We start from the raw sequence: 15,135 nt of genomic DNA, 5'->3' as shown, positions 1-15,135 counted from the left end.
TCGTCTTCGCAGCTGTCGCTACTGCCAGGTTCGCCGCTCGCTGTTGCCCCAGCCGCCGATCGAGACCCACACCTGCTCGCCGTCGTCGCCGAAGTAGCAGCCCAGCTGCACCGTCCCGTTCGCGGGCAGGTGCCTCGTCGAGCCGCCGGCGAACGGCGTGCCGCCGTAAGGCCCCGTGGCGTTGCACGAGACGGCGTAGTCGCCCGCGGGGAAGTTCTCGGTGTGCACGAGGAAGTACGCGCACTGCGCAGTGCTGCAGTTGGGCTGCCCCTGTGCGGAGCTCCCCTTGGTGACCCATACCTTCGGCTGGGGTGCGGCCACCGTGGTCGCGGCATCCTGGGCGATGCCGCTCCACTGGCCGGCGGCATCCTGTGCGCGCGCCTCGATGGTGTGGCGTTCGCTGTAGCCGTAGTTGTTGGTCCGCGAGTTGTTCAGCGCCACGTCCTGCCACGAGCCGCCGTCGATGCGGATCTGCATCGCCGTGATGGCGCGGCCGTTCTCGGTCGGCGGGCTCCAGCTGAAGGTGATGCTCGTGCCGCTCGCTCTCGCGCTCACGTTCGGGTCGCGGACGGGCCCGTAGGGCTTCACGGCGTTGGAGGGCGCCGACTCCGCGCCCGGCTCGCTGACGCCGTTCACCGTGGCGACGGCCCGGACCCGCACCGTGTAGTTCGTCCCGTTCGTCAAGCCGCCGATTACGCCGTTGCCGGCCAGAGCCTGCCAGCCGCCGTTGTTGACGGATGCCTGGTAGCTCAGCTCCCCGGGGTTCGCGCCGTTGGACGCACCCGGTGTGTAGCTCACGGTGAGCGAGCGGTCGCCCTCGCGCGCCGTCACGTTCGTCGGAGCCCCGGGCGGCGTGAAGGCGCGCTGCGGCGCCGAGGTCGCGCTGAACTGACCCCATCCGGCCTTGTTCTGCGCACGGACCCGGAATGTGTAGTCGGTGGTCGAGGTGTCCACGACGACGGCCTGGCTCGTCTGCCCCGCCGCGACGGGGATGGAGTTGACCAGCGACGATCCGCGGAGGACGTCGAGCTGGTACCCCGAGACCGCATCGCCGTTGTCGGCGGGCGCGTTCCAGGTCACCTGCATCTGCGCCTGCGATCCCACGGGCTGGAGGCGCGCGGTCGTCGGCGCGGCGGGCGCGTCTGGCGCCCGGGCCGGGATCTCGCTGACCGACCACGGGCTCCAGCTCGACGGCTCGGGCGCGCGGTTGAGGGCCTGTACACGCACCTGGTACGCAACGCCGTTCTGCAGCCCGTCCCACACGGTCGAGTTGCCCGTGACGTCGGTCTTCTGGCTGATGCCCGACGGCGGCGCCGGCGAGATCTCGAGGTTGTACTTCTCGACCGGGGAGCCCGGGGTCGTCGGGGTGACCCACGACACGGAGAGGCTGCGATCGCCGAAGACCAGCGACGGTGCGGCCGGCGTGTCCGGACGCGCGTCGGGGCGCGCGGTCTCGGACGGCGCCGACGGGTCGGACGGGCCGACGCGGTTCTCGGCCACGACCGTGAAGTTGTACTCGACGTTGTTCGTCAGGCCGTCGAGCGTGCAGGTCGTCGCGAGGCACTCCTTCTCGTAGTTGCCCGCGGTCGACGAGACGAGGTAGCGCTCTATCTCGGCGCCGTTGTTCGCCGGCGGCGTCCACGACAGCACGACGGTGCGGTCCTGCACGCTCGAGACCGTCGGCGTGCCCGGTGCGTCGGGCTTGCCCTGCACCGTCAGCCGGATGCGGCCCTCGACCTCGCGGTCGGGGTCACCGGTCGCGTCCTGCACCCGATAGCGCACCACCATGGTGCCGAAGAACTTCGCGTCGGGCGTCACCTGCACCTGGTCGCCCGCCACGTCGACGTCTCCCTGACCGGTCTCGAGGACCGCGGTGGTCACCTTCAGCGGCTTGTCGGGGAACGGGTTCACGTCGTTGCTCAGCACGGGCACCGTGATCGTCTTGCCCTGGTGGGCCTCGTCGATCACGTCGTCGTTGGCCGTGGGCTGTTCCCGTGTCGACGCGATCACGCGGATCGTCACGGTGCCCTCGATGGGCTCGGTGGTGCCGTCGGTGATGCGCAGGCGGAGCGTCGCGGCGGTGCCCTTCTTCGTCTCCGCGGCGGCGCTGACGCGCAGCTCGTCGCCCTCGACCGACGCGGTCATCCCGTCGGGCGACCCGCCGACGATGTCGAACTCGAGGCGGTCCGCGTCCTCGGGGTCGGGATCGGTGGTGAGACCGCCGAGGTCGAGCGACGTGGCGTCCTCGCCGGGTGCGACATCCATCTGTCCGTTGACGAACGTCGGCTGCTGGTTCTCGGGCGGCAGCACGGTGATCGGCAGGGTCAGCGTCGCCTTGCGACCCTCCGGGTCGTCGGGGCCGGTGCCGTCGGTCACCTCGAAGGTGATCGCATCAGGGCCGAAGTACCCGCCGGCAGACGTGTAGACGAGCGTGGTCTGGTCCTTGATCAGCGACGACCCGTCGGCGTGCGCCGCCGTGACCTTGGCCGCCTCGGTGATGACGACCTTGCCCCCGTCGGCAGAGCGGACGTGCTCCGAGAGCGGCAGCTCCACGGTCTCGCCGCTCTTGACCTCGATCGGCTCGGCAGACACCAGCGTCGGCGGCAGCGACGAGAGCGCGGGAATGTGGATGAAGGCGGATGCCGAGTTCCCGTCGCGGTCGGTGATCGTGTAGGTGGCGAGGCGGTCGGCGTCGCCGAGCGTGATGCGCACGGTGCCGTCCGAAAGCACACGCGAGTCCGCGTTGGCGACCTCCAGCTCGAGGTCGTCGACGGTGCCGTCGGGGTCCTCGTCGTTGGCGAGCACCTCGAGATCGACGACCCCGTCCTCGACGTCGGCCGCGCGGACGTAGTCGTCGCGGGCGATCGGCTTCTGCAGCGGCACGTCCTCGGCCACCGTGATCTGCAGCACGGCCTTCGCCTCCGCACCGCGGGCGTCGCGGATCGTGTACTGCAGCGACGTCTCGACCGGCTCCGACGGCGACGTCACGACGACGCGGTTGCCTTCGACCTTCGCCTCGAGGCCCGCGACATCGGGCAGGATGAGCCCGTTCTTGACGATGCCGAACTCGTCGCCGTCGGGGTCGGAGTCGTTGGCGAGCACCGGCACGGCGACCGAGCGGTCTGGCCGCATGATGACGGAGTCCTTGACCGCATACGGAGCCTGGTTCACGCCTTCGGCCGGAGCGATCCCGACCCGGATCGTCGCCGTGGCCTCCGCACCGAGCCTGTCGCGCACGCGATATGTGAAGGTGTCGACACCGGCGGTGTCGTCCAACGCCTCGTAGACGAGGTAGTCGGAGCCGGTCTCGGTGATGCGGCCCTTGCTCGGCGAGGATGCGAGGCCGACGAGCTCGACCGAGTCGCCGTCCGCGTCGATGCCGTCCAGCGGCACCGCGATGCGGACCCGCGTGCCGCCGAGCACGCGAGTGGTGAGGTCGTGCGGGCGGGGAGCGGCATTGGTCTCTTCGTTCACCGGCAGCACCTGGATCGTGATGTAGCCGGCGTCCTTCTGGCCCGTGCTGTCGACCGCTTCATAGGTGGCGTAGACGGTGCCCGGCTTCTCGGAGGCGCGGAAGCGCACCGTGTCCTGCGAGACGAAGACTTCGCCGTCCTCGGGCTCGATCAGGGGCGGAATCAGATCCGGGGCGACATGGATCGCGTCCCCGTTGGGGTGGTAGTCGTTGTCGAGCACCGGGATCGTGACGACGTCGCCCGCGCGCACCACGACCTGGTCGTCGTTCGCGACGGGCGGGCGCAGCTGTGCCGGCGCAGGGATGGGGATGACGATGACGTCGCCCTCGGCCGACTGCGAGCCGTTCGAGATGCGGTACGAGATCCGCACCTGCTCCGAAAGAGCGGCCTGATCGCTGATGCGGAGCGTCTCGTGGTTCAGCACGGCGACGGCGATGCCGGAGTTCGGCTCGACCGTGACGGACTGCACCACCAGGATGCCGCCGGACGGATCGGAGTCGTTGGTCAGCACGTTGACCAGCACCTCGCCGCCGCTCGGCAGCAGCGCGACGTCGCGCACCGCCACCGGGGGCAGGTCGGTCTCGCCCTCGGGGATCACGTCGACCCGCACGATGCCCGGCACACCCGCGGTGCCGGCGGCCACCATGTACTGCACGTAGTACGTGCCGGGACTCGCGGAGCGGAAGGTGAAGGTCTTGTTGGCGTAGTCGGGCACGATGTCGGTGCCGGAGACGGGATCGACGCGGGCGAGACGCAGCGGTTCGCGACCGGCGCCCACATCGTTGACGAGCGGCGACACGGTCGCCGTCTGCCCGGTGCGGACGGCGATGTAGTCGGCGTTGGTCACCGGGTCGATGGAGCCGACCGGCCGCACGTCGAAGCGGATCGTGCCGACCGTGACGTCGGTACCGTCGGAGACTGAGATCTCGACGTCCTTCCGGCCCTGCGTGCCACCGACGGCGCGGTAGGTGATGCGCCCGTCCGACGTGTAATCGGCCTCGTCGCCCTCCGCGGGCGTCACCGTGCCGAGAAAGACGTCGTCGCCGTCCGGGTCGATCCAGTCCGGCAGCACGTTGTAGGTGATGGTGCCGCCGGCTTCGATGGCGACGGTCGTCACCCGTTTCTGGGTCGGCGGCGCGTTGACGTCCCAGCCGTGCACCGAAAGGGAGACTCGAGCTGTGTCGGTGCCGCCGCGGCCGTCGGAGACTTCATAACTGAAGGATGCCGACCCCGAGGCGTCCTCGGGGACCGCGATCTGCAGCGCCCGGCCGTTGTCGATCGACTGCACCTCGCCGACGGAGGGCCCCCCGTCGAGCACCCGCGTCGTCAGCACATCCCCATCGGGATCGCTGTCGTTGTCGAGCAGCGGGAGGATCGTGGTGCGGCCCGGACGGACACCGAGGTCGTCGTCGTTCGCGTCCGGCGGGGTGTTGATGTCGGAGCGCTCGGGGAGGACCGTCTCGGTCGTCTCCTCGGTGGTCTGCTCATCCTCTTCGGTCTCGCCCTCGGGCGGAGTCAGCTCGTCCCAGTTGTCGACGCGCTGCAGATCTTCGGCCGCCATCCACGTGGCCCCGCCGACGATGTCGTTGAGCACCACGACGTCGCGATTGACGCGGAACTGCAGCAGCGAGGTCGGCTCGACGCCGTCGATGTCGGCATCCAGATCGCCGGCGTCTCCCGCACAGTCGCGCACGAAGCGGCCGGAGCCGCTCCAGGCGGCGTAGGCGCAGCCGTCGAGCCACACCGGATACGCCGGCGCGCCATCGCCGCCGGCATCGGTGGAGGTCTCCGCGGAGCCGTCGAAGGGCACGCGCACCAGCGCGGCCGCCGTCGACACCGAGACGGCGTCGGAGGCGGCGGACGGCTGCTGCAGCACGGCATCTCGCCCGCCGTCGATCTCGGTCTCCCGGCCGTCGGCGATGACGGTGCCGTCGGAGGCGTCGAGCACCACGGCCTTGTCGCCGACCGCGGTGATCGACAGCTCGGAGTCCTCGTCCACGCCGGGCAGGGCGGCACGCGCCGGCTCTTCGGGGGCGTCGTCCGCGCCCATCCGTATCGTGACCAGTTCCGCGGTCTCGGCCGACGCGCCGTGGACGATGCCGTCGACGCCGATCGCGACATCCGCTCCCTCGCCGAGGTTCGTCGTCGGATCGGCGCCCTCGATCTGGAACGATCCGATGCTCTCGGCGGGCAGCACCCACAGATCGCCCGACGCGCGGTCGAGGATGGCGGCGGTCGTGCCGCCCAGCACCACCTTCGCGTCGCCCGGCAGGCTGGCGGCCCCCGACAGGGAGACCATCCCCGGATCGATGACGCTCACCGCGGAGCCGGCGTTGTCGACGAGGAGGACCGTGCCGCCGGACTGGAGGATGTCGTAGTCATCGCTCGTCGTCCGCAGCCCGCCGTCGAGCACCTGCGACTCGTGGTTGAAATGGCCGACCATGAGGCTCGACTGCTTCGTGACCCAGACGCCGCCGTCATGGAGGTCGACCTCGGTGGTCGGCACACCCTGGTACACGAAGGCCAGCGTCGTGAGGGTGACGGCCGCGGCCGTGACCGCACCCGCCGAAGCGAGCGCACGGGGACGAGCGCGCAGCCATGCGGAGGATCTCATCGAGCCTCGGCCTCCTGCGGGGTGTCGGGCGTCTCCACGTGGCGTCGAGACCGGACGTGGGGCATCCGGCGCTCACCGAAGACATCAGGGAACAGTCCACCCTAACCCGACTCACGGAACGCGATTGGACGGGAAGTGTCAACTGCCACGATGATAATCCGCCTGATCAGAGCCGATCGATGGGGACAAACACCCATCGATCGGCTCTCCGGGATTCCCGACCGCATCGTGCGCGCGCCGGCCGCTACCAGGCCGTGGATTCGGCGTTGCCGGATCCGCCCGGTCCGCTGTAGCTCACCCACTTCGCGCCGGAATAACCCGAGTAGCAGCTCAGTCGCACGCTGTCGTTCGCTCCCACCTGGTAGGAGTTGCTGCTCCATCTGCCCTCGGAGTCGTTGCAGCTCAAGGTGTAGGTACCGGGCACCCAGTTCTCGACGTTGAAGACGAAGTAGGAACAGGATGCCGAATCGCAGCCGGGCATTCCCGCGGCGCTGGAGCCACGGCTGGTCCAGGCACGCGGCTGCGGCGGCGCGACCGTGGTCGCCGACGCGCTGTCGATCGCCGACACCTGGCCCTCGACGTCGATGGCGCGCACCCGGATCGTGTGGGTCTCGCTGTACCCGTAGTTGATCGTCTGGCTGCCGTTCTGCGCCCCGCGGTTGACCCAGTTCCCACCGTCGATGCTCGTCTCGAGTCGATCGATCGCTCGCCCGTTCGTGGCGGGCAGGCTCCAGCCGAAGGTGATGCTCGTGCCGCTTCGGCTGGCGGACGCCGCCGGAGTCCTCACCGGACCGTACGGGATGGCCCCGTTCGACGCCGCCGACGGCTCGCCGGTGTAGCGCACGCCGTCCATCGAAGTGAAGGCGCGCACGCGGATCGTGTAGGTGGTCCCGTTCGACAGGCCGGCGATCGTCTTGTTCCCCGGCATCGCCGCCCAGTTGCCGCCGTTCAGCGAGTACTCGTACGCCAATTCCGCGGCACTCGCGCCATTGCCCGGGGCGTTGCCGTAGGCGACCACGACCGCGCTGTTGCCGCTGGGAGTCGACAGCGATACGCCCGTCGGCACGCCGGGCACGCCGAACGCGCGGCGCGGTGCAGAGGCCGCGCCCCACGCACTCCAGCCCGCCTTGTTCGAGGCGCGCACACGGAACGTGTAGTCGCTCGTCGACGTCGTCACGTTCAGCGCCTGCCGCAGCTGAGAGCCGGGGATGCCGGTGACCGTACGCACGACGGACGAGCCCTGCATCACCTGCAGCTCGTAGCCCGAGATCGCGTCGCCGTTGTCGACCGGGGCGCCCCACACCACTTCGAGCTGCGCCTGGTCGCCCACCGGGTCGAGGCGGTTCACCGACGGAGCCGCAGGCGCCTCGGGCGCCTTTGCGGGGATCTCCGTCACGGACCACGGGCTCCAGCTCGAGGGCTCGGGGGCCAGGTTGTGCGCCTGCACCCGCACCTGGTAGGCGACGCCGTTCTGCAGCCCGTCCCACGTGAGCGAGTTGCCGGTGACGTCGGTCTTCTGACCGATGCCCGACGGCGGCGCCGGCGAGATCTCCAGCGTGTAGTTCTGCACCGGCGAACCGGGCGTGGTCGGGGTGACCCACGAGACCGCGAGACTCTTGTCGCCGAAGGTCAGCGTGGGCGCTGCGGGAGTGTCGGGCCGCGCATCGGGACGCGCGGTCTCGGACGGCGCCGACGCGTCGGACGGGCCGACGCGGTTCTCGGCCACGACCGTGAAGTTGTACTCGACGTTGTTCGTCAGGCCGTCGAGCGTGCAGGTCGTCGCGAGGCACTCCTTCTCGTAGTTGCCCGCGGTCGACGAGACGAGGTAGCGCTCTATCTCGGCGCCGTTGTTCGCCGGCGGCGTCCACGACAGCACCACCGTGCGGTCCTGCACGCTCGAGACGGTCGGCGTGCCCGGTGCGTCGGGCTTGCCCTGCACCGTCAGCCGGATGCGGCCCTCGACCTCGCGGTCGGGGTCACCGGTCGCGTCCTGCACCCGATAGCGCACCACCATCGTGCCGAAGAACTTCGCGTCCGGCGTGACCCGCACCTCGTCGCCGGCGACGTCGACGTCGCCCTGACCGGTCTCGAGGATGGCCGTCGTGACCTTCAGCGGCTTGTCGGGGAACGGGCTCACATCGTTGCTCAGCACGGGCACCGTGACGGTCTTGCCCTGATGCGCCTCGGGGACGATGTCGTCGTTCGCTGTCGGCAGCTCGCGGGTCGAGGCGATGACGCGGACGTTGACCACGCCCTCGATCGGCTCGGTGGTGCCGTCGTCGATGCGCACGCGGATGGTGGCCGCGGTGCCCTTCTTGGTCTCGGCCGCCGCGCTCACGCGCAGCTCGTCGCCCTCGATCGACGCGGTCATGCCGTCGGGCGATCCGCCGACGATCTCGTACTCGAGGCGCTCGGCATCCTCGGGGTCGGGGTCCGTGGTGAGACCGCCCAGGTCGAGCGTTGTGGCGTCCTCGCCGGGTGCGACATCCATCTGCCCGTTGACGAAGACCGGCTGCTGGTTCTCGGGCGGCAGCACGGTGATCGGCAGGGTCAGAGTGGCCTTGCGTCCTTCGGGATCGTCGGGGCCGGTGCCGTCGGTGACCTCGAACGTGATCGCGTCGGGCCCGAAGTACCCGCCGGCAGACGTGTAGACCAGGGTGGTCTGGTCCTTGATCAGCGACGAACCGTCGGCGTGCGCCGCCGTGACCTTGGCCGCCTCGGTGATGACGACCTTGCCCCCGTCGGCAGAGCGGACGTGCTCCGAGAGCGGCAGCTCCACGGTCTCGCCGCTCTTGACCTCGATCGGCTCGGCAGACACCAGCGTCGGCGGCAGCGACGAGAGCGCGGGAATGTGGATGAAGGCGGATGCCGAGTTCCCGTCGCGGTCGGTGATCGTGTACGTGACGAGGCGGTCGGCGTCGCCGAGCGTGATGCGCACGGTGCCGTCCGAAAGCACACGCGAGTCCGCGTCGGCGACCTCCAGCTCGAGGTCGTCGACCGTGCCGTCGGGGTCCTCGTCGTTGGCGAGCACCTCGAGATCGACGACGCCGTCTTCCACGTCGGCGGCGCGCACGTAGTCGTCGCGGGCGATCGGCTTCTGCAGCGGCACGTCCTCGGCCACCGTGATCTGCAGCACGGCCTTCGCCTCCGCACCGCGCGCATCGCGGATCGTGTACTGCAGCGACGTCTCGATCGGCTCCGACGGAGAGGTCACGACGACGCGGTTGCCTTCGACCTTGGCCTTCACACCCGTCCCGCTGGGCAGGATGATGCCGTCCTCGACGATCCCGAATCTGTCCCCGTCGGGGTCGGAGTCGTTCGCGAGCACCGGCACGGCCACCGAGCGGCCGGGCCGCATCAGCACGGAGTCCTTGACGGCATACGGTGCCTGGTTGACGCCCTCGGGCGGCGCGATCCCGACCCGGATGCTCGCCGTGGCCTCGGCGCCCAGACGGTCCCGCACGCGGTACGTGAAGGTGTCCACGCCGGCGGTGTCATCGAACGCCTCGTAGACGAGGTAGTCCGGGCCCGTCTCCACGACGCGACCCTTGCCGGGCGACGACGCGAGGCCGACCAGCTCGACCGAGTCGCCGTCCGCGTCGATGCCGTCCAGCGGCACCGCGACACGGACACGACTGCCACCCAGCACGCGCGCCGTGAGGTCGTGCGGGCGCGGGGCGGCGTTCGTCTCTTCGTTGACCGGCAGCACCTGGATCGTGATGTAGCCGGCGTCCTTCTGGCCGGTGCTGTCCACCGCTTCATAGGTCGCGTAGACGGTCCCCGGCTTCTCGGACGCCCGGAAGCGCACGGTGTCCTGCGACACGAAGACCTCGCCGTCCTCGGGCTCGACCAGCGGCGGGACCAGGTCGGGGGCGACGTGGATGGCGTCGCCGTTGGGGTGGTAGTCGTTCTCCAGCACCGGGATCGTCACCACATCGCCGGCGCGCACCACGACCTGGTCGTCGTTCGCGACGGGCGGGCGCAGCTGCGCGGGAGCCGGGATCGGAATGACGATGACATCCCCCTCGGCCGACTGCGAGCCGTTCGAGATGCGGTACGAGATGCGCACCTGCTCCGAGAGGGCGGCCTGGTCGCTGATGCGGAGCGTCTCGTGGTTCAGCACGGCCACCGCGATGCCGGAGTTCGGCTCGACCGTGACGGACTGCACGACGAGGATGCCGCCGGAGGGATCGGAATCGTTGGTCAGCACGTTGACCAGCACCTCACCGCCGCTCGGCAGGAGCGCCACGTCGCGCACCGCGACCGGGGGCAGGTCGGTCTCGCCCTCGGGGATCACGTCGACCCGAACGATACCGGGGATGCCGGCGGCACCCGCGGCGACCAGGTACTGCACGTAGTACGTGCCGGGCGTGGCGGAGTGAAACGTGAAGGTCTTGTTCGCGTAGTCGGGCACGGTGTCCGCCCCTGCCACGGGATCGACCCGTGCCAGTCGCAGTGGTTCGCGACCCGCGCCGACATCGTTGGCCAGCGGCGAGACCGTGGCGGTCTGTCCCGCGCGCACCGCGACGTAGTCGGCGTTCGTGACCGGATCGATCGAACCGACCGGCCGCACGTCGAAGCGCACCGTGCCTGCGGTCGCATCGGAGCCGTCGGAGACCGAGATCTCGACATCCTTGCGGCCCTGCGTGCCACCCACCGCGCGGTAGGTGATGCGCCCGTCCGAGGTGAAGTCCGCCTCATCGCCCTGCGCCGGCACGACCGAGCTCAGGAACACGTCGTCACCGTCGGGGTCGATCCAGTCGGGCAGCACGTTGTAGGTGATGGTTCCGCCGGCCTCGACCGCGACGGTCGTGACGCGCTTCTGCGTCGGTGGCGCGTTGACGTCCCAGCCGTGCACCGCGAGCGACACCTTCGCGGTGTCGGTGCCGCCGCGGCCGTCGGACACCTCATAGCTGAAAGAGGTCGTGCCCGAGGCGTCCTCGGGCACCGCGATCTGCAGCGCACGGCCGTTGTCGATCGACTGCACGTCGCCGACCGACGGACCCCCGTCGAGCACCCGCGTCGTCAGCACGTCCCCATCGGGATCGCTGTCGTTGTCCAGGAGGGGAAGGATGGTGGTGCGGCCCGGACGGACGCCGAGGTCGTCGTCGTTGGCGTCGGGCGGCGTGTTGATCTCGGACCGCTCCGGCAGGACGGTCTCGGTGGTCTCCTCGGTGGTCTGCTCGTCGTCCTCGGTCTCGCCTTCGGGAGGGGTGATCTCGTCCCAGTTGTCGACGCGCTGCAGGTCTTCGACGGCCATCCACGTGGCGCCGCCGACGACGTCGTTGAGCACCACGACGTCGCGGTTGACGCGGAACTTCAAGAGCGACGTCGGCTCGATGCCGTCGATGTCGACCGCGAGGTCGTCGCCGTCGCCCGCGCAGTCGCGCACGAACCGGCCCGACCCGGTCCAGGCGGCGTAGCCGCAGCCGTCTAGCCAGACCGGCTCTGCGGGGGCACCCTCGCCCCCGGCCTCCACCGTCGTGGGCTCGGAGCCGTCGAACGGCACCCGCACGAACGTCGACGCTGTCGAGAGCGACACCGCGTCCGCCGACGCGGAGGGCTGCTGCAGGACCGCGTTGCGTCCGCCGTCGACGACCGTCGCGCGGCCGTCCACGATGACGGTGCCGGTGGCGGCGTCGAGCACGACCGGCTTGTCGCCCACCGCGGTGACCGACAGCTCGGCCTTGTCGTCGAGACCCGGCAGCGCGCTGCGGATCGGCTCCTCCGGCGTCTCGTCGGCCGCAAGCCGCACGGTGACGAGTTCGGAGCTGTCGGACGAGACCGCGTGGACCACGCCGTCGACGCCGACCGTGACATCCGCGCCCTTTCCGACGTTGACGACCGGGTCGGCGCCCTCGATCTGGAAGGTGCCGGCGCTTTCGGCGGGCAGCACCCACAGATCGCCCGACGCGCGGTCGAGGATCGCGACGGTCGAGGCACCGAGCGCGACTTCCGCGTCGCCCGGGACGCTCGCCGCGCCTGCGAGCGCGACCATGCCGGGGTCGACAACGCTGACCGCGGAGCCGGCGTTGTCGACGAGGAGGACCGTGCCGCCGGACTGGAGGATGTCGTAGTCATCGCTCGTCGTCCGCAGACCGCCGTCGAGCACCTGCGACTCGTGGTTGAAATGGCCGACCATGAGGCTCGACTGCTTCGTGACCCAGACGCCGCCGTCATGGAGGTCGACCTCGGTGGTCGGGACGCCCTGGTACACGAAGGCCAGCGTCGTGAGGGTGACGGCCGCGGCCGTGACCGCACCCGCCGATGCGAGCGCACGCGGACGAGCGCGCAACCATGCGGAGGACCTCATCGAGCCTCGGCCTCCTGCGGGGTGTCGTGTCTCTCCGTGGCGTCGAGACCGGACGTGGGGCATCCGGCGCTCACCGAAGACGTGGGGGATCAGTTCAGCCTAACCCGGCCCATCCCGTGCGATGAGACAGGTAGTGCCAACTCGGAATCGTATCCGCCCGGACGGTGCCGATCGATGGGGACAAAGACCCATCGATCGGCATGCGCTAACGGGGGCGCCTCGCCGCGTCAGGACGCGGCGACGCCCTCGCGAGCGCCGACATACTCGCGCAGGTGCTGCGCGGTGAGCGTGTCGGCACCCGCGACCAGGTCGGCCGGGGTGCCCTCGAACACGATCGCCCCGCCGTCGTGGCCGGCGCCGGGCCCGATGTCGATGATCCAGTCGGCGTGCGCCATGACCGCCTGGTGGTGCTCGATCACGATCACGCTGTTGCCGGCTTCGACCAGGCGATCGAGCATGCCGAGCATGTTCTGGACGTCGGCGAGGTGCAGTCCGGTCGTGGGCTCGTCGAGCACATAGATCGCACCCTTCTTGGCCATCGAGATCGCGAGCTTGAGGCGCTGCCGCTCACCGCCCGACAGCGTGTTGAGCGCCTGGCCGAGGGTCAGGTAGCCGAGGCCGACGTCGATCATGCGCACCAGGATGGTGTGCGCGGGGCCCTTGCCGAGGAACGCGGCCGCCTCGGTCGCCGACATCGCGAGCACCTCGGCGATGTTCTTGCCGTCGAGGGTGTACTCCAGCACCTCGTCGCTGAAGCCCGAGCCTTCGCACAGCTCGCACAGCGTCTCGACGGTCTGCGTGAAGCCGAGGTTGGTGATGATCACGCCGAGGCCGCGGCATGCGGGGCACGCCCCTTCGGAGTTGGCGCTGAACAGCGCCGGCTTCACCCCGTTGGCCTTGGCGAACGCCGAGCGGATCGTGTCGAGGATGCCGGTGTACGTGGCGGGACTCGAGCGCCGGTTGCCCTTGATCGGCGCCTGGTCGACCACGACGACATCGTCGAAGCCGGGCACGTTGCCGTGGATGAGCGACGACTTGCCGGAGCCGGCGACGCCGGTGACGACGGTCAGGATGCCGAGCGGCACGTCCACGTCGACCTCCTTGAGATTGTGCTGGGTCGCGCCGCGGATCTCGAGCGCGCCCTTCGCCGCCCGGGTCGACGCCTTCAGCCGCGCGCGGTCGTCGAGGTGACGGCCCGTGATGGTTCCGGACGCGCGCAGGCCCGCGACATCCCCCTCGTACTGCACCTCGCCACCCGCGCGACCGGCGCCCGGCCCCAGGTCGACCACGTGGTCGGCGATCTCGATCACCTCGGGCTTGTGCTCGACGACCAGCACGGTGTTGCCCTTGTCGCGCAGCAGCTTGAGCAGCCGGTTCATGCGCTCGATGTCGTGCGGGTGCAGCCCTGCCGTCGGTTCGTCGAACACGTAGCTGATGTCGGTCAGCGCCGAGCCGAGGTGCCGGATCATCTTGGTGCGCTGCGCTTCGCCGCCCGAGAGCGTGCCCGACGATCGGTCGAGCGACAGGTATCCGAGCCCGATGTCGATGAACGACGCGATCGTCTGACGCAGGCCCACCATCAGCGGCGCGACGGACGGGTCGTCCACCGTGTCGAGCCACGCCGCGAGATCCGTGATCTGCATGGCTGCGGCATCCGCGATGCTGGTCCCGTTGATCTTCGACGACCGCGCGCCCTCGTTGAGACGCGTGCCGCCGCAGTCAGGGCACGGCATGAACTTCACCGCTCGGTCGACGAAGGCGCGGACGTGCGGCTGCAGCGAGTCGCGGTCCTTCTGGAGGAACGACTTGGTGATCTTCGGCACGAGACCCTCGTAGGTCATGTTGATGCCGTTGATCTTGACCTTCGTCGGCTCCTTGTAGAGGAAGTCCGCGCGTTCCTGGTCGGTGTAGTCCTGGATGGGCTTGGCCGGATCGACGAAGCCCGACTCGGTGAACCCCTTCACCATCCAGCCGTCGACGTTGTAGCCCGGCACCGTCATCGCACCCTCGGCGAGCGACTTGGTCTTGTCGTACAGCTCGTCGAGGTCGACGTCGCTCACCTCGCCGAGGCCCTCGCAGCGCGGGCACATGCCGCCGGTGATCTCGAACGAGCGGCGCTCCTTGACCTTCTTGCCCGACTTCTCGAAAGTGACCGCACCGGCGCCCGAGACAGACGGGATGTTGAACGAGAACGCCTGCGGCGAGCCCACATGCGGCTGCCCGATGCGGCTGAACAGCAGCCGCAGCATCGCGTGCGCGTCGGTCGCCGTGCCCACCGTCGATCGCGCGTTCGAGCCCATGCGCTCCTGGTCGACGATGATCGCGGGGCTCACGTTCTCGAGCGCGTCGACCTCTGGGCGGCTGAGCTGCCCCATGAACTGCTGCACGAACGTCGGGTAGGTCTCGTTGATGAGCCGCTGCGACTCGTTCGCGATCGTGCCGAACACCAGCGACGACTTGCCCGACCCGCTCACCCCCGTGAAGACCGTGAGCCGGCGCTTCGGGATCTCGACCGACACGTTCTTGAGGTTGTTCTCGCGCGCACCCACGACCCGGATGACCTCGTGCGAATCCGCGACGTGCGAAGGGGAGTTCTCTGCCATGCCCACAGTCTGCCCGGCGATGCGGACACCGCGCTTCCTGAATCCTGCTCGATCCGTGTCCGGCCCCGGTCCCCTCCCCGGGTTTGGGGCGCACCGCGAACGTTTGGGCGCGCGGCGTGGCGGCGGCCGGGC

At 69.9% G+C, this 15,135-nt stretch carries 3 protein-coding genes; all 3 read right to left on the bottom strand.

What is annotated here, in order from left to right; all coding sequences use genetic code 11:
* Nucleotides 1-18: 18 nt before the first annotated feature.
* Nucleotides 19-6,087, bottom strand: coding sequence for an Ig-like domain-containing protein (locus MRBLWS13_RS13675; RefSeq protein ID WP_349425886.1), 6,069 nt, complete (start codon nt 6,085-6,087; stop codon nt 19-21).
* Between the two features lie 244 nt (nt 6,088-6,331).
* Entirely contained in the window at nt 6,332-12,400 is a 6,069-nt protein-coding gene (locus tag MRBLWS13_RS13670) for an Ig-like domain-containing protein (protein WP_349425885.1), read from the bottom strand.
* Between the two features lie 227 nt (nt 12,401-12,627).
* Nucleotides 12,628-15,003 carry an excinuclease ABC subunit UvrA gene (locus MRBLWS13_RS13665; RefSeq protein ID WP_349425884.1) on the bottom strand — a complete coding sequence of 792 codons (2,376 nt, stop codon included), beginning with the start codon at nt 15,001-15,003 and terminating at the stop codon, nt 12,628-12,630.
* Between the last annotated feature and the right edge of the window lie 132 nt (nt 15,004-15,135).

It is taken from the genome of Microbacterium sp. LWS13-1.2, assembly GCF_040144835.1.
GTDB lineage: Bacteria > Actinomycetota > Actinomycetes > Actinomycetales > Microbacteriaceae > Microbacterium.
The sequence above is the reverse complement of the archived record's forward strand: the minus strand, read 5'-3'. Positions and strand labels throughout refer to the sequence as shown.